The organism is Micromonospora sp. NPDC049204 (assembly GCF_040647935.1).
GTDB lineage: Bacteria > Actinomycetota > Actinomycetes > Mycobacteriales > Micromonosporaceae > Micromonospora.
On the sequence record NZ_JBEZDC010000002.1, the window covers coordinates 346,617 to 363,553 of the forward strand.

The following is a 16,937-nucleotide window of genomic DNA, read 5'->3' on the forward strand; positions in this document are numbered from 1 at the left end:
GATCAGGTGTTGTTGGCCAGCGCGATCAGTCGACTGCGGTCACCGTTCCAGTAGTTGCGGTCCACGTTGCCGCTGATCCCGGAGACGACGCCGGTGCTGGTGTACTGCCAGAAGCTCCACACCGGTGCCCCGGCCGGCAGAGCGCCGGGCGTGCTCGACCAGCGGGCCAGCCAGAGCGGGTGGTTCGCCCACGGGCCGGTCCAGCTGCCGGTGCACTGGTTCCACCAACTCGTGGTGGTGTAGATGACGGCGTACCGGCCGGTGCGGGAGCGGTAGGTGTTCAGGAAGTCCTGTACCCAGTTGCGCATGCCGGTCGTGCTCAGGCCGTAGCAGTAGCCGCCGCTGTACGGGTTCGCCTCGATGTCCAGCGCCGCCGGCAGGGTGCGGCTGTCCGCCGACCAGGCGCCGCCGTTGGAGGCCAGGTAGTTGGCCTGGGTGGAGCCGGCGGAGATGTTGGGCCGGGCGAAGTGGTACGCCCCGCGGATCACCCCGGCGTTGTACGAGTTGACGTAGTTGGCGTTGAAGTTCGGGTCCTTGTAGGTGGTGCCCTCGGTCGCCTTGATGAAGGCGAACTGGATGCCCGCGTTGCGGACGCTTGTCCAGTTGATGGTGCCCTGGTAGCGGGACACGTCGATGCCGGGTGTGGTGGCGGCGGCCGCCGGTCCGGCGGTCGCGACCAGGGCCGCCGCCGCGGTGGCGAGGACGGTGAGGCTGGCCGCGAGCACGCGGCGCAGCGATGACGAGGTACGGGCCATGAATGCCTCCAAGGACGTCGCTCTATCGACAACCATCTTTGGAGGTAAGTGCCCTAGATCACAAGGGCGACTGAAAAAAGCTTCATCGACGGGCGTGTGTCGTCCCGGTTGCGGGAGTCGGACGGATCAGCCCAGCGCGGCCGGGTCGAGCTGCCAGCGGAACGGCTCGACGATGGTCAGCGTCTCACCGGCCTTGGCCACCTGGTCCTCGACGTAGTGCTCACCGTCGAGCCGGTGCAGCCGCAGCGAGTGACCCTCGCCGTCCTGCTCGACCAGCAGATACCAGGGGATTCGCGCGATGGCGTAGAGCTGCATCTTGACCAGCCGTTCGGCAGCGGCGTTGCCCGGCGGGACGACCTCGCCGACGAGCGACACTCGGTCCGAGTCGAGCTGGGTGCCGTCGTCGTCGGCGTCGGTGACGACGAGATCCGGAACGACGACCCGGTCGACACCGAGCCGGACGTTGATCGCGTCATAGACCAGGAGACCACGAGGCTCTGCTGCCGCCTCGATGCTGTTCGCCAGCCGGCGCGACACCCGTTGGTGCCGTCGGCTCGGTACAGGGCTCACCAGCAGGCTCCCGTCGAGCAGCTCGATCCGGTCAGGCGTCTCGCCCAGAGCGAAGTAGTCAGCCTCGGTCCACAGGCCGACGTGCGGCTCCAGGAGGGCTGCGCTCACTTGCGCTCACCTCTCGCTTCACTCGCCACCCGATCAGTTTTCCAGGATACGAGGCGGTGCTCCGGGAGCGACACGGAACGCCGCCGGTAGGCTCGCGCCCCATGATGTCGATCGACGGGCTGGGCGAGACCTGGGACACGCTGTTCGGCGCTCAGCCGGACCCGCCCCCGCTGCTGGTGCTGATCACCGCGGCCGTCGCGCTGGTGGTGGTGTCCACCCGGCTGCCGTGGCGGATCGCCCGCAACGCCATCACCATCGCGCACGAGGGCGGGCACGCGCTCGTCGCCCTGCTCACCGGGCGCAAGCTGCGCGGCATCCGGCTGCACTCGGACACGTCGGGGCTGACGCTCTCCGCCGGCCATCCCACCGGGCCGGGCATGATCCTCACCCTGCTCGCCGGGTACGTCGCCCCGCCGCTGGTCGGGCTGGCCGGTGCCTGGCTGCTCGGCGGCAATCGGATCACCCTGCTGCTCTGGGTGGCGGTGGCGCTGCTGCTGGCCATGCTCGTCCTGATCCGCAACGTCTTCGGAGTGGTGTCGCTGCTGGTCACCGGCGCGCTGGTGTTCGCCGTCTCGTGGTACGCCACGCCGCAGGTCCAGGCCGCGTTCGCGTACGTCGGGGTGTGGTTCCTGCTGCTCGGTGGGGTACGACCGGTGGTGGAGCTGCAACGGCTGCGGTCACGGGGACGGATGCCCGCCTCGGACGCCGACCAACTCGCCGGGCTCACCCCGTTCCCGCCGCTCTTCTGGGTGGGGGTCTTCGCGCTTGTCAACCTGGCCGCCCTGGTCGCCGGCGCCCTGCTGCTGACCGGCCCCATCCTCACCAGCGCCGGCCTGGCGCTCTAAAACCGACCTCCGCACGGGTCGATCATGGAGTTGTGGTGGGCCGCGAAAGCCGCAATACCCCCGCAGTCAGGCACCACAACTCCATGATCGACGGCGGGAGGGGTGGGGGCGGGCAGAATGAGGCCATGCGATACGTGATCATCGGGGCGGGTGCGGTCGGCGGGACCATCGGCGTACGGCTGGCCCAGGCCGACCGGGACGTGACAGTGGTGGCCCGCGGCGCCCACCTGGACGCGATCCGGGCGCACGGGTTGACCCTGCGGCAGCCCGACGGCGAGGTCACCGCCCGGCTCGTGGCGGTGGATCGGCCCACGGACCAGCCGCTGCCGGCGGACACCGTGCTGATCCTCACCGTGAAGTCGCAGGACACCGCCGGCGCGCTGGCCGCCTGGGTGGACGCGCCGGTGGCCGGCGGTGGCACGGCGGGCGAACGTCTGCCGCTGGTGACCGCGCAGAACGGGGTGGCCAACGAGCGGGCCGCGCTGCGGCTCTTCGCCGACGTGCACCCGGTCTGCGTCTGGCTGCCGGCCACCCACCTGGACCCGGGCGTGGTGGTGGCGAACGGCTACCCGCACCCGGGGATGCTCCACATTGGGCGCTACCCCCAGGGCGCCGACGACACCGACCGGGCGATCGCCGCCGATCTGAGCGCCGCCGGGTTCGTCGCGCCGGTCCGCGAGGACGTGCTGCGCTGGAAGTACGGCAAGCTGCTCAGCAATCTGGGCAACGGCCTCCAGGCGCTGCTCGGTCGGGACATCCCGGAGGCGTTGGCCGAGCGGGTACGCGCCGAGGGTGTCGCCGCGCTCGCCGCCGCCGGGATCGCGCACACGTCGCCGCCGGAGGAGAAGGCCGAACGCGGCGACCTGGTGCAGCAGCGTCCGGTCGACGGCGAGGCCCGCTCCGGTGGCTCCACCTGGCAGAGCCTGGCCCGGGGCACCGGCTCGACCGAGGTCGACCACCTCAACGGTGAGATCGCGCTGCTCGGCCGGTTGCATGGCGTGCCGACGCCGGCCAACGTCGCCGTGCAGCGGGCCGTACGTCGGGCGGTGCGGGAGCGGATCGCGGCCGGCGCGTTCCCGCTCGCCGAACTGGAGAAGATGATCTCCTGATCGGGGCAACCGATGACCCGGCCCGGCGCGTGTTCCCTGCGACCGACACGGGGAGGCAACGGGTGCCGGACGTCGACGAGTTCGACGAGTTCTACCGGGGGAGCCGGCAACGGCTGCTCGGGTTCGTCTACGCCCTGACCGGGGACCGGGTCGAGGCTCAGGACGCCGTGCAGGAGGCGTACATCCGGGCGTGGCAGCGCTGGTCGACGGTCCGTGGGTACGACGATCCGGAGGCGTGGGTGCGGGTGGTGGCCAGCCGGGTCGCGGTCAGCCGCTGGCGCAGCCTGCGCAGCCGGGCCCGCGCGTACCTGCGGCACGGTGCCACCGAGAGCGTTCCCGGCCCGGGCACCGACACCGTCGAGGTGGTCGCGGCCCTGCGTCGGCTGCCCGAGGAGCAACGCGTCGCCATCGCCCTGTACTACCTGGTCGGCATGCCGGTCGCCGACGTGGCGCGGGAGACCGCGGCCCCGGTGGGCACCGTCAAGGCTCGACTCTCCCGGGGGCGCACCGCGCTCGCCGGCCTGCTCGCCGTCTCTGACCTGGAGGAGGCTACCGATGCGTGACGACGACCTGGCATTCGTCGAACGGGTCCACCGGGACCTGCGTGACGTCAGGTGGCCGGAGCCGGAGGAGATCCGGGCGACGGCCCGCAGGCGTAGGCGTCGCACGGCCGCGTTCGCGGCGGTCGCGGTGCTCGCGGCGGTGACCGGCCCGGCATACGCCCTGACGGAGCGCACGTCGGCTCCGCCCACTACCGCCGTGCCTGTGGCGACGCAGAGCCCCGCCCGGGCGGAGATCCCCCTCGACGCCCTGCTGGCTGTCACCGAGGTGCCGGTGAAAGGCGCCGTGCAGCTCGGCGACGCCGGCCTCGGTGAGGTCGTCCGACTGGATCCAACGCTGCAGAGGTGCGGCGACGGTCGTGGCCTGCCCGCGGTCCCCGCGTACTCCCGTTACTCGCGGTCGCAGACCCTGTTGTCGCCGACGGGGGCCGGCAGGGCACCGACCAGGGTCGAACTCAGCCAGGACGTCTACCGGGTCGATCCGTTGGTGAGCGCGCGACTCTTCACTCACCTGAGGGCGCTGCTCGACGTCTGCCCCGAGTGGCATGTCGTCGAGAACGTCGTCGCCGCGGGCGAGACGACGCCCAACGAGAGCAAGCACGCCTGGGAGACGGCGGCGAGCAACTTCGCCGGTGACGAGTCGATTCTGGTGCGGCATGTGCCGTTCGCCCCCCGTGGCCCGGCCTCGGGAAGGACGCTCCAGCGTTCCAGCCCGGTGGGGATGACCGTCGTGGTCCGGGTCGGCGACCTGGTCACCGTGCTGGTGCCCGACCCGGGCCTGGGCCTGGGCGACGCGGATCTTGAGGCGCTGGGCCGGACGGCCGCTCGGCGACTGTGCCCCGAGGCCAACCCGGCCTGCTGACCCTTCTTGATCCGCGCAACGTCAGGGATGTTGCTGCCTCCCGGTGCCGGGAGGCAGCACTTTCCCCGAAGTTGCGCGGATCAAGCGAGCAGGGGCCACCCGCTCAGAGCGGGATGTTGCCGTGCTTCTTGGGCGGCAGGGTCTCCCGCTTGGTGCGCAGGACGCGCAGCGCCCGGACGATCTGGGTGCGCGTCTCGTGCGGTGCGATCACCGAGTCGATGTAACCGCGCTCGGCCGCCACGTACGGGTTGGCCAGGGTGTCCTCGTACTCGGCGATCTTCTCGGCCCGGATCGCGGCCGGGTCCTCGGCGCTGGCCAGCTCGGAGCGGTAGAGGATGTTCACCGCGCCCTGCGCCCCCATCACGGCGATCTGGGCGGTGGGCCAGGCGAAGTTCAGGTCCGCGCCGAGGTGCTTGGAGCCCATCACGTCGTACGCCCCGCCGTACGCCTTGCGGGTGATCACGGTGACCTTGGGGACGGTGGCCTCGGCGTACGCGTAGATGAGCTTGGCGCCCCGGCGGATGATGCCGTCCCACTCCTGGCCGGTGCCGGGCAGGAAGCCGGGCACGTCCACGAAGGTCAGCACCGGGATGTTGAACGCGTCGCAGGTGCGCACGAACCGGGCGGCCTTCTCCGAGGCGGCGATGTCCAGGGTGCCGGCGAAGTGCATCGGCTGGTTGGCGACGACGCCCACCGGGCGGCCCTCCACCCGGCCGTAGCCGACCACGATGTTCTGCGCGTAGAGCGGCTGGACCTCCAGGAACTCCCCGTCGTCGAGGACGTGCTCCAGCACGGTGTGCATGTCGTACGGCTGGTTGGCCGAGTCCGGGATCAGCGTGTCCAGCTCCCGGTCCTCGTCGCTGATCGCCAGGTCGGCGGGCGCGTCGAAGACCACCGGCTCGTCGAGGTTGTTCGACGGCAGGTACGACAGCAGCGCCTTGACGTAGTCGACCGCGTCGTCCTCGTCGGTGGCGAGGTAGTGCGCGTTGCCGCTGCGCGTGTTGTGCGTGCGGGCGCCGCCCAACTCCTCCATGCCGACGTCCTCGCCGGTCACCGTCTTGATCACGTCCGGGCCGGTGATGAACATGTGCGAGGTCTGGTCGACCATCACGGTGAAGTCGGTGACCGCCGGGGAGTAGACCGCACCCCCCGCGCAGGGTCCCACCACCAGGGAGATCTGCGGGATGACGCCGGAGGCCCGCACGTTGCGGAAGAAGATCTCGCCGTAGAGGCCGAGCGAGACCACACCCTCCTGGATGCGGGCGCCGCCGGAGTCGTTGATGCCGACCACCGGGCAGCCGATCTTCATGGCCAGGTCCATCACCTTGACGATCTTCTCGCCGAAGACCTCACCGAGCGAACCACCGAAGACCGTGAAGTCCTGCGCGAACACGCACACCTGCCGGCCGTCGACAGTGCCGTAGCCGGTGACCACGCCGTCGCCGTACGGGCGGTTGCGCTCCAGCCCGAACGCCGTGGACCGGTGCCGGGCCAGCTCGTCGAGTTCGACGAAGGAGCCCTCGTCGAGCAGCATCCCGATCCGCTCGCGGGCGGTCTTCTTGCCCCGCGCGTGCTGCTTCTCGACCGCGCGGGCCGACCCGGCGTGCACCGCCTCGTCGACCCGGCGCTCCAGGTCCGCCAGCTTGCCCGCGGTGCTGTGGATGTTGGTCCCGGTCTCGGTAGTCACCCTGGGAATATAACGATGGTTCAGGTCGGTGCCGCTGTGCAGTACCCCTCAGTGTCGGCGCCGCCACCGCCGTAGGCTGGCGGAATGTCGGGCTCCCCGTACACCGATCTGGACCGTCCGCCGCTGTCGGCGGCGCGGCTGCGTCGCGCGTTGGTCTCGCCGAACGGGCCGTGGACCCGCCTGGAGTTGCACGCCGAGACCGGCTCCACGAACGCCGACGCGGCCGAGGCGGCCCGGGCCGGCGAACCCGAGGGTCTGGTCGTGGTGGCCGAGCGGCAGACCGCCGGGCGCGGCCGGCGCGGTCGGGTCTGGCAGTCGCCGCCCCGGGCCGGCATCGCGACGAGCGTGCTGCTGCGGCCCGGCGTGGCCGTGCCGGACCGCGACTGGCTACCCGTGACACCCCCCGGGTACGGGTGGCTGCCGTTGCTGGCCGGCGTGGCGCTGGTGGAGGCGGTGGCCCGGCTGGCGGAGCTGGACGCCACCCTGAAGTGGCCCAACGACCTGCTGATCGACGACGCGAAGTGCGCGGGCGTGTTGGCCGAGGCGGTGCCCGGACGGGCGCCGGACCAACCGCCGGCCATCGTGCTCGGCATCGGGCTGAACGTGACGCTGCGCGCCGAGGAGCTGCCGGTGAATCCGACCGGGCTACCGGCCACCTCGTTGCAGTTGGCCGGTGCGGCGGCGACCGACCGGGACCCCCTGTTGCGGGCACTGCTGCGCTCGGTCGCCGACTGGTACGACCGCTGGCGCTCGGCGGGTGGCGACGCGGTCGCCAGCGGCCTGCGCGACGCCTACCTGGCGGCCTGCGCGACGATCGGCCGTGAGGTACGCGTCCTGCTCCCCGACGGCGAGACCGTGATCGGCACCGCCACCGGAGTGGACCCGGACGGCCAACTTCAGCTCACCACGCCGACGGGCGCCCGAACCCTGGCCGCCGGAGACGTCCTGCACCTGCGCTGACCACCACCCCTTTTCGAAACACGTGCAAGATCATGGACAGCGGGTGGGGCCGCGCGGCGGATGTCGTGGTGGGGCCTGGGGGTTTACCGTCTGCGCGTCGGAAAAATGGCGATGGAGGTTGTCGTGGCGTTTCCTGAAGACGTGCTCACCGCGGACGAGCATGTCGTGCTCCATCTGCACCCGCACTGGAAGGCGCTGATCCGGCCGATCGCGGTGCTGGTGCTGGCCATCGCCGCGGTGGTGGTCGGCGTGCTCCTGCTGCCCGAGAGCGGTGGCGGTTCGGTCGCGCTGGCCGTGATCGGAGTGATCGCCCTGGTCGGGGTGCTCTGGCTCGGGCTGTGGCCGTTTCTGGTCTGGCGTACCACCCACTACCTGTTCACCAATGAGCGGGTGCTGATCCAGCAGGGTGTCTTCTCCCGCGACCGGCGCGACCTTCCGCTCACCCGGGTCAACGACCACGCGATGAACCAGCGGTTCGTCGAACGTCTGCTCGGCTGCGGCACGCTCACCATCGAGTCGGCAGGTGAACGCGGCCAGTCGGTGCTCGCCGACGTGCCGAGTGTCGGAAGGGTGCAGACCACCCTGTACGAGCTGGTCGAGGCGCAACACGACAAGCACTCGCTCGGCGACGGGGAGATGCGCGACATGCTCGCCGACATGCAGGACGGCAAGCCACTGCGGGACACCACGACCTGATCCGGGTCGGGTGCCTCGGCGGCCCGCCGCCGCAGTGTGTCGGGGCGGGTCAGCCGGGTGGTTCGGCCCGGGGTGGGCCGTTGGCGGGTCGCTCCGGGCCGGTCTCGGCCGAGCCCGCGTCCGGCGGCCCACCCGCCGGCTTGCCGGCGTCGGACGGTCCGCTGCCGGGTGCGTCGGCTTCGGCTGGGTCGGCCTCGGGCGCGTCGGCCTCGGCCGGGTCGGGCGCGTCGGCTTCGTCAGGGCCGGCGTCAGGCGCGTCGGCGTCGCCTGGGCGGACGGCGAACCAGCCACGGAAGCGGGTCCGCAGCACCTCCTGCTCGGGCCGATCGTCCGGGCCGAGACGCAGCATGGTGCCGGTGAGGCTGACGGTACCGAGCCCCGGGCGGGCGCTCGACGGCCGGGCGCCCATCACGTCGACCCGAACGGCGAGCCGGTCACCGGCGCGCACGGGGGCGAGCCAGCGCAGCTCCTCCAGGCCGGGGGAGGCGTCCGCGGCGGCCCGGGACAGCAGGTGGTCGACGTACGCGCGCATGAACAGGCTGACTGTGTAGAAGCCGCTGGCGATCAGCCCACCGTGCCGGCTGGCCCCGGCCAGGTCGGCGTCGACGTGGTACCACTGCGGGTCGAAGCGCCGCGCGAAGGCGACCATCTCGTCGCCATCCACGGTGACCACACCGAGGTCGACGGTGAGCCCCGGGACAAGATCCTCGAAGAACAGCTCGGCGGGTTGCCCGGTGCCGGAGCGGGCGTCGGGTGTCGTCACCGGCGGGGCGCGCGGCGGGTGCTGACGTGCAACTCCGCGGCGAGCTCCGCGTCCAGGTCGGCGGCGGGGCTGACGCTTAACCGGGGGCGGCCCTGGGTGGGCGCGCCGGCCGGTGGGTCGGCACGTCGCGCGGACTCCGCCTCCTCCAGCTCCGACACGGATTCGGCCAGTTCGGCGACCGGGTCCATCTCGGCCATCGTGTCCCACTCGTCGCGGGGGATGTCGTGCCAGGTGGGCTCGGGCTTCGCCTCGTCGTCGGCGACAGCGACGGGCTGGAACACGAAGGTCCGGTACGACCAGAACCGGAACAGCGTGGCCAACAGGACACCCGCGGTCTTTGCCACGTTCAGTGCCAGCAGGCCGTGAACGCCGAGGCCGTACTTGGCCGCCGCGACGGCGCCCAGCTCGATGAGCAGGCCAGCCCCGTTGAAAAGGAAGAAAAGGACGTACTCCCGGCGCATCGCCGATTTCGGGCGATCCCGGTACGTCCAGTGCCGATTCATGAGGTACGACGTGATCGTGGCGACGACCGTCGCAATCACCGTCGCCTTCAACTGACCATTGACGAAAACGGTCAGTGCAAGGGCATTGAACACTGCGTAATTGATGACGGTGTTGATGCCACCGACGATGCCGAACTTGAGCGCCTCGTGGATGAACTTCTGCCAGCGCTCAGGCAGCAGGCGGACAAGACGCATGCGAAACACCTTAGGGCAGTCGGTGTGACCGGCGATCACCGGCCAAACGGGGTGAGCGGCAGGTCACGCCCTGCGGTCGGGGTCGGGTCTTACCTGCGGAACGGTCCGGGTTCCCGCTTCGACGAAGACGAACCGCCGGTACGACCAGAATCGGAACAGCGTGCCGAGGCCCGTGCCGACGATGTAGCTGGCGACGTTGTCGGCCAGGGTCGTCTGGAACACGGCCGGCCAGACGCTGCCGAGCCCGTACCTGCTGATCGCGAGGCAGGCCACCGCGATGCCGAGACCGACGACGTTGAAGAAGAAGAACAGCGCGTACTCGCGGGCCGGGTTGCTGCGCTGGCGGTGCCGCCAGGTCCAGAACCGGTTGCCCACGAAGGCGACGGAGGCCGCGATGATGGTCGAGATCGTCTTCGCCGTCAGCTGCTCGACGTCGCGCGTGCTCGTCAGGTAGTTGAAGAGCGCGAAGTCGACGAGGAAGGCGACGCCGCCCACGGTGGCGAACTTGCTCATCTCGCGGACGAGGTGACCGAATCGGTCCAGCAGCTTGCCAACCAGACCCGGTCGGGTCTGCCGGGGACCCGGTTGCTCCCCGGTCATCGTGGCGGCCACGGAGCGAGCCTACCGGCTCCGGGCCAGTCCGAGGGGGAGCTATGGCAAGCGGGCGTGGTCGCCCGGCGCAGCTGATCACCGTGTGCGAAACCGTCGTACGCAGCGTAACCAATTCGGAGGACTGACGCGCCTCGGAACGGGAATCCACGCACCGGTCGGCGGGGCAGGTCCAAGGCCCGACCGCCACAAGCGTCCGCCGGGGTGCACAACAAGATTTGCGTGAAACTGCGCAGGAAAGCGGGTATCAGATCGTGATGCCGCAGCGTGGCCGTAGCTTGTGCAGTTCTTCACAACCAGTCCCACTGACTCGGAAGGCTGCCCGGTTTACGCTGAGGCCAATCCCAGGTTTCCACGAAGGCGACGCATCGCGCCGCTGAGTCTCGTGCATCCCATAGATCGGTCAGCGTCGACCACAAGGAGATGTGTCATGGTTGCTCCGGCTGTTGTGCGGGGTATTGATCAGGCCCCGACGTCCCATCCGAAACTGCTCGCCTGGGTCCGTGAGGTCGCGGAACTGACCACCCCCGACCGGGTCGTCTGGGTGGACGGGTCCGACGAGGAGTGGCGCCGCCTCACCGACGAGCTGGTCGAAGCCGGCACGCTGATCCGGCTGAACCCGGAGAAGAAGCCCAACTCGTTCTACGCGCGTACCGACCCGACGGACGTCGCCCGGGTCGAGGAACGCACCTACATCTGCTCCGTCGACGAGGCGGACGCCGGCCCCACCAACAACTGGATGGCGCCGGCGGAGATGAAGCGGACGATGACCGAGCTGTACCGCGGCTCGATGCGGGGCCGGACCATGTACGTCATCCCGTTCGTCATGGGTCCGGTCGAGGCCGAGTCCCCGATGTTCGGCGTCGAGATCACCGACAGCCCGTACGTGGTCGCCTCGATGCGCATCATGACGCGGATGGGCACCCGCGTCCTCGAGGCGTTGGGCGACGACGCGGACTTCGTGCACGCGTTGCACTCGATCGGCGCCCCGCTCGCCCCCGGCCAGCAGGACGTCGCCTGGCCGTGCAACGAGACCAAGTACATCTCGCACTTCCCGGAGAGCCGGGAGATCTGGTCGTACGGCTCCGGTTACGGCGGCAACTCGCTGCTCGGCAAGAAGTGCTACTCGCTGCGCATCGCCAGCGTCATGGGTCGCGACGAGGGCTGGCTCGCCGAGCACATGCTGATCCTCAAGATCACCTCGCCGGAGGGCAAGGTCCACCACATCGCCGGCGCGTTCCCCTCGGCCTGTGGCAAGACCAACCTGGCCATGGTGGAGCCGACCATCCCGGGTTGGAAGGTCGAGACCATCGGCGACGACATCGCCTGGATGCGGTTCGGCCCGGACGGCCGCCTCTACGCCGTCAACCCGGAGTACGGCCTGTTCGGCGTCGCGCCCGGCACCGACTGGAAGACCAACGCCAACGCCATGCGCACCCTGGACCGGGGCAACTCCGTCTTCACCAACGTGGGCCTCACCGATGACGGTGACGTCTGGTGGGAGGGCATGGGAGAGCCGCCGGCGCACCTGATCGACTGGAAGGGCAACGACTGGACGCCGGAGAGCGAGGGCCTGTCCTCCCACGCGAACAGCCGGTTCTGCACCCCGATCACCCAGTGCCCGATCCTCGCCGACGAGTACTTCGACCCCAACGGCGTGCCGATCGACGCGATCCTCTTCGGTGGCCGTCGCAAGGACACCATCCCGTTGGTGACCGAGGCCCGCGACTGGGTGCACGGCGTCTACATGGGTGCCACGCTCTCGTCGGAGACGACGGCCGCCGCGTCCGGCGCGGTCGGCGTGGTCCGCCGGGATCCGATGGCGATGCTGCCGTTCATCGGCTACCACGCCGGTGACTACTTCCGGCACTGGATCGAGATGGGCAAGGGCACCGACGGCGACGAGGCGAAGCTGCCGAAGATCTACTACGTCAACTGGTTCCGCAAGGACCCGGACGGTTCCTTCCTCTGGCCGGGCTTCGGGGAGAACTCCCGAGTGCTCAAGTGGGTCGTCGAGCGGATCGAGGGCACGGCCGACGCGGTCGAGACGCCGGTGGGCATGGTGCCGACGCCCGAGTCGCTGGACGTCGAGGGCCTGGACATGACCCCGGAGGACGTCCGGATCGCGCTGAAGGTCGACCCGGACGAGTGGCGCGACGAGCTCCCGATGATCACCGAGTGGTTCGAGAAGTTCGGTGACAAGCTGCCGGGCGTGCTCTGGGCCGAGTTGGACGCGCTGCGCGCCCGCCTCGACGCCGCACAGCCGCAGCGGTAGGTGTGAAGAGCGCCCCTCGCGGGCAACAACGGATCCCATGACGACGGCCGCCGAGACCCAGGTCCGGCGGCCGTCCGCCGTCCGGGTGCTCACCTTCCTGCTCGCGACGACGGCGGCGGCCACCGTCGTGGTCGAGCTGCTCAATTGGTGGTACGCCCCGGAGCAGGGCTTCGGGCTGGCCTTACGGACCGGCTGGGCGATGCTGCGCTCGTTCGGCTTCCTGCTGCTGATCGGGCACGTGCGCCGGGGTCGAACGGTGGCTCGCCCGTTCGGGCTGATCCTCGCGGTCACCACGGTCTTCGCCGTGGGCCGGTTGATCGTGCCCCGGCAGGGGGTGCCGCCGCTGCCCGGCCTGCTCGGCTTCGCCGTGCTCAGCGCGCTCTGTGTGGCGGTGGTCTGGCTGCTGTACCGCTCGTCGGCGTTGGCCGGGCACCTGGTCCGGCACCGGCCCCGCCTCGTCATCGACCGCGAGGGCGTCTCCTGGCGGGAGACCCCTCCGCGCCGACCGCAGGCCAGCGCCTGGCTGCTGACCAGCCGGGTGGCGGCGTTCACCTACAGCCCCCTGATGCTGGTGCCGGCCCTGGTGGCCGGGGGATCCATCCTGGACGGGCGGCTGACCGCACTACCGGCCGTGCTGCTCTGGTTCGGCGCCGGCATCGTGGCCAGCTACGCGGTGCTGTTCTGCACCGCGTTCCTGATGCGGGGCAAGGACTGGGCGCGGGGCCTGTTGGTCGGCGTGACCCTGGTCGTGCTCGCCGTGGATCTGCCGCTGTGCTGGTGGCTGCTGGGCGTGGACGGCCTGGTCCGCGACGGCGCCCCGCTGGTCGCCGCCGCAGGGTTGGCGCTCTACGGCCTCCGCCGCGCCGCCCGCGCCCCCGACGTCGTTGCGGCCTGACCCCGGCCTGCCCCGGGACATTTGTCATCACGCACCCGGTACCGGTGGCACTGCCGGAAGGGCTTCAACCCTTCGTAGCGTGCTGGGCATGGGTGACATCGTCGTACGTCTCACTGGACTTACCCGGTCGTTCGGGTCCGTGCGAGCCCTTGCCGGCATGGACCTGAGCGTCGCGCGGGGCAGCATCGTCGCACTGCTCGGGCGCAACGGCGCGGGCAAGACGACAGCCATCTCGATCCTGCTCGGTCTCGCCCCGGCCGACGCCGGGACCGTGGCCCTGTTCGGCGGGTCTCCTGCGGAGGCGGTCCGGGCCGGCCGGGTCGGCGCGATGCTGCAGGGGGCCGGGGTCGTCTCCGCCGCCACCGTCCGAGAGGTGATCGAGTTGGCCCGCGCGCTGTATCCGCATCCGTCGCCGACCGATCGGATCCTCACGACGGCGGGACTGACCGGCCAGGCGAACCGTCGGCTGGACCGGCTCTCCGGTGGGGAGGCACAGCGTGCCCGGTTCGCGTTCGCGTTGGCCGGCGGCCCGGAACTGCTGGTCCTCGACGAACCCACCGCGAGCATGGACGTCGCCGCCCGGCGGGAGTTCTGGGCTGCCCTCCGCCGGTACGCCGCCGAGGGCAACACCGTCCTGTTCAGCACGCACCAGTTACCCGAGGCGGACGAGTACGCCGATCGGGTCGTGGTGCTGGCCGCCGGTCGGGTGGTGGCCGACGCGCCGCCCGCCCAGCTCCGTGCCCTCGCGGGCAGCCGTACCGTCGCCTTCGACGTTGCCGGTGCGTCCGTCACCGGGCTGGACCTGCTGCCCGGTGTCCGGTCGGTGGAGGTGCGGGGCGACCGGGTGGTGCTCACCACCGACGACGCCGACGCCACGGTCATGGCGTTGGCGGGCACCCGCGGTTTCCGCGGACTGGAGGTCTCCGTCGCACTGGAGCCCGCCTTCCTCACTCTCACCACCGCCGGAGGGGAGCACTGACATGCGCGCCTATCTACGATTCGAGCTGCGTCGGCTGGTCCGGGACCCACGTCTCATGCTGTTCTCCGTCCTGGGGCCGGTGCTCACGTACCTGATCTTCTCCGGGTTCGCCGGACGCGGTGACCAACTGGAGGGTGTGGCCGCGCCCGCCGCGCTGATGGTCGGCCTGGCCGGCTACGGCGCCGTCGCGGGCGTGCTCTCAGTGGGGTCGTCGGTCGCGCAGGAGCGGGCGGTCGGCTGGCTGCACCAACTCCGCGTCACCCCGTTGCCGCCCTGGCAGGCTGTCGTGACGAAGGCGCTGGTCAGCACGCTGACCGGGGTGCCGTCGGTGGTCGCGGTCGGTGTCGCCGGGCGGTTGCAGCAGGACGTCCACCTGGATGCTGCCCGCTGGACCGCGTTACTGCTGCTGTTGTGGGCCGGCTCGGTACCGTTCGCCCTGCTCGGGCTCGCCATCGGCTACGGGCTCGCCCCGCAGTTGGCCCAGGTGGTCAACTTCCTGGCCTTCCTCGGCCTGTCGGTCCTCGGTGGCCTGCTGCTGCCGGTGACGTACTTCCCCGCCGCGTTGCGGCACCTGGCGCACGCACTACCGACGTACCGGTACGCCGAACTCGGCTGGCGGTCGGTCGCCGGGCTGGCACCCACCCCGTCCGGGTTGGGCCTGCTCCTGGCCTGGACGCTGCTCTTCGCGGCAGTCGCGGCATGGGCCTACCGGCGCGCGGCCGTGGGCCGTTGACCACCGCTACGGTTTCCACCATGCCTGGTGTCGCCGACCTGCCTGGTGCCGCCGAGACGACGGCGTCCGTCGACCGTGGTCGGCGGCGCCGCGGCGTCGTGCTCGTGCTGGCTCACACGTTGTGGCTGTGGTTGCTGCTGCCGCCGGCCACCGCGATCGTGCGAGGACAGGTCCACCCGGTGCCGGTGGCAGCGGCCGGGCTGACCCTCTTCGCCCTGCTCTATCTCGCCCTGGTGGCGGTGCCGGTGGCCGGACTGGCCGTTCGACCGCTCCTGTTTCGTGCCGGGCTGGCACTGCTCGCGCTGCTCGGGGTGACGCTCGCTGCCGCGTACGCCGGTGCCTCGGAGGGCTGGCTGGCCCTGCTGATGTACGTGTGCTCCGCCGGCGCGGTGGGACTGGTCCAGGTCGGCTGGGGCTTCGGCTGGGTCGGTGGCAGCGTCGTGGCGGTGCTGGTGATCGGGGTAGCCCGACGCCTGCCGGCCGACAACATGGTCCAGATCGCGCTGGTCACGTTGCTCGCGGGTGCCATGACGCTGGCGTTCGCCCGGGTGGCCCGTCTGGTCGACGAGTTGCGCCGCACCCAGCGGGAGCTGGCCCGCACGGTGGTGGAGCGGGAACGACTCCGGTTCGCCAAGGACCTGCACGACCTGCTCGGCCACACGTTGTCGCTGGTCGTGGTGAAAGCCGAGGTGGTACGCAGACTGGCTCCGACGGACCCCGAGCGGGCCACCGTGGAGGCAGCCGACATCGAGCGGATCGGTCGCACCGCCCTCGCCGAGGTGCGGGAGGCGGTCACCGGCTACCGCGAGCACAGCTTCGGCCGGGAACTGGACAACGCCCGTACCGTCCTGGCGGATGTCGGCATCGCGGTTACCGTGCGGACGGACGGGCAGCTCGATGTCGAGACCGACGACGTGTTCGCCTGGGTGCTCCGGGAGGGGGTGACGAACGTGCTGCGACACAGCCGGGCGTCCCGGTGCGACATCAGGGTCGACGCCGACGCCGACGGGTCGGTGCTGACCGTTCGGGACGACGGGGTGGGTGGCCGGCCGGCCTTCGGCAACGGTCTGCGTGGTCTGACCGAGCGGCTGGAGCAGGCGGGCGGCACCCTGGAGGTCGGCCCGGCGCGCGACGGGGGTCTGCTGCTCACCGTTCGGGTTCCCACGAGCCGGATCGCGACGGTGACCGGATGATCCGGCTGTTGCTCGCGGAGGACCAGGGCATGATGCGCGGCGCGCTGGCCCTGCTGTTGAACCTCGAAGACGACATGGAGGTGGTCGCCGAGGCCCGCACCGTGGCCGAGTCGTTGGAGGCGGCCCGGACGAGCCGTCCGGACGTGGCACTGCTGGACATCGAGATGCCCGACGGCAGTGGTCTGGACACGGCGGCGATCCTGCGGGAGCAGTTGCCCGAGTGCCGGGTGCTGATCCTCACCACGTTCGGCCGGCCCGGTTACCTGCGCCAGGCGATGGAAGCCGGCGCGGCGGGATTCCTGGTCAAGGACGGGCCGGTGGAGGAACTCGCGGTGGCCGTCCGCCGGGTACTGGCCGGCGAGCGGGTGATCGATCCGGCGCTCGCGGCGGCGGCGCTGTCGGCCGGGCCGAACCCGCTCACTGACCGGGAGCGGGACGTGCTGACCGCCGCCGTGGACGGTGCCACCGTCGCCGACATCGCCGCCCGCCTGCACCTGTCCGAGAGCACCGTCCGCAACTACCTGTCGGCGGCCATCGGCAAGACCGGCACCCGCAACCGGATCGAGGCGGCCCACCACGCCAGAGCCAACGGCTGGATCTGACGCCCGGCCCTCGTCAGCCCGTGCCGGACCGCGCCGAT

The 16,937-nt window shown here is 70.9% G+C and carries 17 protein-coding genes and 1 pseudogene; 12 read left to right on the top strand and 6 right to left on the bottom strand.

Going from position 1 to position 16,937, the window contains the following annotated elements:
• Positions 1 to 2 precede the first annotated feature (2 nt).
• Entirely contained in the window at positions 3 to 755 is a 753-nt protein-coding gene (locus AB0A90_RS04625) for a GH25 family lysozyme (protein ID WP_357241590.1), read from the bottom strand.
• 126 nt (positions 756 to 881) lie between these two features.
• Positions 882 to 1,433, bottom strand: coding sequence for a Uma2 family endonuclease (locus AB0A90_RS04630; protein WP_357241594.1), 552 nt, complete (start codon positions 1,431 to 1,433; stop codon positions 882 to 884).
• 101 nt (positions 1,434 to 1,534) lie between these two features.
• On the opposite strand from AB0A90_RS04630, the gene AB0A90_RS04635 reads away from it, so the two are divergent.
• The 4 genes from AB0A90_RS04635 (at position 1,535) to AB0A90_RS04650 (ending at position 4,809) form a co-directional block, all read left to right on the top strand.
• Positions 1,535 to 2,278: a M50 family metallopeptidase gene (locus AB0A90_RS04635; RefSeq protein ID WP_357241597.1), complete on the top strand. Its 744-nt coding sequence runs from the start codon at positions 1,535 to 1,537 to the stop codon at positions 2,276 to 2,278.
• Positions 2,279 to 2,403: 125 nt separating this feature from the next.
• Positions 2,404 to 3,387, top strand: a complete 984-nt coding sequence (locus AB0A90_RS04640) for a 2-dehydropantoate 2-reductase N-terminal domain-containing protein (RefSeq protein WP_357241600.1) — start codon at positions 2,404 to 2,406, stop codon at positions 3,385 to 3,387.
• A gap of 62 nt (positions 3,388 to 3,449) precedes the next feature.
• Positions 3,450 to 3,950 carry a sigma-70 family RNA polymerase sigma factor gene (locus tag AB0A90_RS04645; protein WP_357241602.1) on the top strand — a complete coding sequence of 167 codons (501 nt, stop codon included), beginning with the start codon at positions 3,450 to 3,452 and terminating at the stop codon, positions 3,948 to 3,950.
• Positions 3,943 to 4,809, top strand: coding sequence for a hypothetical protein (locus tag AB0A90_RS04650; RefSeq protein WP_357241605.1), 867 nt, complete (start codon positions 3,943 to 3,945; stop codon positions 4,807 to 4,809). Before AB0A90_RS04645 ends, AB0A90_RS04650 begins: the two co-directional genes overlap by 8 nt.
• 103 nt (positions 4,810 to 4,912) lie before the next feature.
• Here AB0A90_RS04650 and AB0A90_RS04655 read toward each other — a convergent pair whose 3' ends face one another.
• The gene (locus AB0A90_RS04655; RefSeq protein ID WP_357241608.1) at positions 4,913 to 6,496 is read right to left on the bottom strand and encodes an acyl-CoA carboxylase subunit beta; all 1,584 of its coding nucleotides are present in this window, start codon (positions 6,494 to 6,496) and stop codon (positions 4,913 to 4,915) included.
• 84 nt (positions 6,497 to 6,580) lie between these two features.
• On the opposite strand from AB0A90_RS04655, the gene AB0A90_RS04660 reads away from it, so the two are divergent.
• Positions 6,581 to 7,456 (top strand): biotin--[acetyl-CoA-carboxylase] ligase, encoded by an 876-nt coding sequence (locus AB0A90_RS04660; protein ID WP_357241611.1) that lies wholly within the window; start codon positions 6,581 to 6,583, stop codon positions 7,454 to 7,456.
• 123 nt (positions 7,457 to 7,579) lie between these two features.
• Complete coding sequence (locus AB0A90_RS04665; protein WP_357241614.1) at positions 7,580 to 8,152, top strand: PH domain-containing protein; 573 nt, start codon at positions 7,580 to 7,582, stop codon at positions 8,150 to 8,152.
• Between the two features lie 49 nt (positions 8,153 to 8,201).
• Here the strand turns inward: AB0A90_RS04665 and AB0A90_RS04670 are convergent, their stop codons facing one another.
• The 3 genes and pseudogenes from AB0A90_RS04670 to AB0A90_RS04680 all read right to left on the bottom strand — a co-directional run bounded on the left by AB0A90_RS04670 (position 8,202) and on the right by AB0A90_RS04680 (position 10,516).
• Positions 8,202 to 8,915: a MaoC/PaaZ C-terminal domain-containing protein gene (locus tag AB0A90_RS04670; protein WP_357241617.1), complete on the bottom strand. Its 714-nt coding sequence runs from the start codon at positions 8,913 to 8,915 to the stop codon at positions 8,202 to 8,204.
• On the bottom strand, positions 8,912 to 9,613 hold the full coding sequence (locus AB0A90_RS04675; protein WP_357242386.1) for a GtrA family protein: 702 nt from the start codon (positions 9,611 to 9,613) through the stop codon (positions 8,912 to 8,914). Before AB0A90_RS04675 ends, AB0A90_RS04670 begins: the two co-directional genes overlap by 4 nt.
• A 63-nt stretch (positions 9,614 to 9,676) precedes the next feature.
• Positions 9,677 to 10,516, bottom strand: a pseudogene (locus AB0A90_RS04680) (GtrA family protein).
• A gap of 136 nt (positions 10,517 to 10,652) precedes the next feature.
• On the opposite strand from AB0A90_RS04680, the gene AB0A90_RS04685 reads away from it, so the two are divergent.
• The 6 genes from AB0A90_RS04685 to AB0A90_RS04710 all read left to right on the top strand — a co-directional run bounded on the left by AB0A90_RS04685 (position 10,653) and on the right by AB0A90_RS04710 (position 16,899).
• On the top strand, positions 10,653 to 12,497 hold the full coding sequence (locus AB0A90_RS04685) for a phosphoenolpyruvate carboxykinase (GTP) (RefSeq protein WP_357241620.1): 1,845 nt from the start codon (positions 10,653 to 10,655) through the stop codon (positions 12,495 to 12,497).
• A 37-nt stretch (positions 12,498 to 12,534) separates the two neighbouring features.
• Complete coding sequence (locus tag AB0A90_RS04690; protein WP_357241623.1) at positions 12,535 to 13,392, top strand: hypothetical protein; 858 nt, start codon at positions 12,535 to 12,537, stop codon at positions 13,390 to 13,392.
• 88 nt (positions 13,393 to 13,480) lie between these two features.
• Positions 13,481 to 14,371 carry an ABC transporter ATP-binding protein gene (locus tag AB0A90_RS04695; protein WP_357241625.1) on the top strand — a complete coding sequence of 297 codons (891 nt, stop codon included), beginning with the start codon at positions 13,481 to 13,483 and terminating at the stop codon, positions 14,369 to 14,371.
• A gap of 1 nt (position 14,372) precedes the next feature.
• Entirely contained in the window at positions 14,373 to 15,104 is a 732-nt protein-coding gene (locus tag AB0A90_RS04700; protein WP_357241628.1) for an ABC transporter permease, read from the top strand.
• A gap of 20 nt (positions 15,105 to 15,124) precedes the next feature.
• Positions 15,125 to 16,297 carry a sensor histidine kinase gene (locus AB0A90_RS04705; RefSeq protein WP_357241631.1) on the top strand — a complete coding sequence of 391 codons (1,173 nt, stop codon included), beginning with the start codon at positions 15,125 to 15,127 and terminating at the stop codon, positions 16,295 to 16,297.
• Complete coding sequence (locus tag AB0A90_RS04710; RefSeq protein ID WP_357241634.1) at positions 16,294 to 16,899, top strand: response regulator transcription factor; 606 nt, start codon at positions 16,294 to 16,296, stop codon at positions 16,897 to 16,899. Before AB0A90_RS04705 ends, AB0A90_RS04710 begins: the two co-directional genes overlap by 4 nt.
• Positions 16,900 to 16,937 lie beyond the last annotated feature (38 nt).

Excerpts from the sequence above, each read along its gene's own strand:
- AB0A90_RS04640 (WP_357241600.1), top strand. The coding sequence starts at position 2,404 with ATGCGATACGTGATCATCGGGGCGGGTGCGGTCGGCGGGACCATCGGC.
- AB0A90_RS04690 (WP_357241623.1), top strand. The coding sequence starts at position 12,535 with ATGACGACGGCCGCCGAGACCCAGGTCCGGCGGCCGTCCGCCGTCCGG.
- AB0A90_RS04700 (WP_357241628.1), top strand. The coding sequence starts at position 14,373 with ATGCGCGCCTATCTACGATTCGAGCTGCGTCGGCTGGTCCGGGACCCA.
- AB0A90_RS04625 (WP_357241590.1), bottom strand. The coding sequence starts at position 755 with ATGGCCCGTACCTCGTCATCGCTGCGCCGCGTGCTCGCGGCCAGCCTC.
- AB0A90_RS04710 (WP_357241634.1), top strand. The coding sequence starts at position 16,294 with ATGATCCGGCTGTTGCTCGCGGAGGACCAGGGCATGATGCGCGGCGCG.
- AB0A90_RS04705 (WP_357241631.1), top strand. The coding sequence starts at position 15,125 with ATGCCTGGTGTCGCCGACCTGCCTGGTGCCGCCGAGACGACGGCGTCC.
- AB0A90_RS04685 (WP_357241620.1), top strand. The coding sequence starts at position 10,653 with ATGGTTGCTCCGGCTGTTGTGCGGGGTATTGATCAGGCCCCGACGTCC.
- AB0A90_RS04675 (WP_357242386.1), bottom strand. The coding sequence starts at position 9,613 with ATGCGTCTTGTCCGCCTGCTGCCTGAGCGCTGGCAGAAGTTCATCCAC.
- AB0A90_RS04660 (WP_357241611.1), top strand. The coding sequence starts at position 6,581 with ATGTCGGGCTCCCCGTACACCGATCTGGACCGTCCGCCGCTGTCGGCG.
- AB0A90_RS04635 (WP_357241597.1), top strand. The coding sequence starts at position 1,535 with ATGATGTCGATCGACGGGCTGGGCGAGACCTGGGACACGCTGTTCGGC.
- AB0A90_RS04650 (WP_357241605.1), top strand. The coding sequence starts at position 3,943 with ATGCGTGACGACGACCTGGCATTCGTCGAACGGGTCCACCGGGACCTG.
- AB0A90_RS04695 (WP_357241625.1), top strand. The coding sequence starts at position 13,481 with ATGGGTGACATCGTCGTACGTCTCACTGGACTTACCCGGTCGTTCGGG.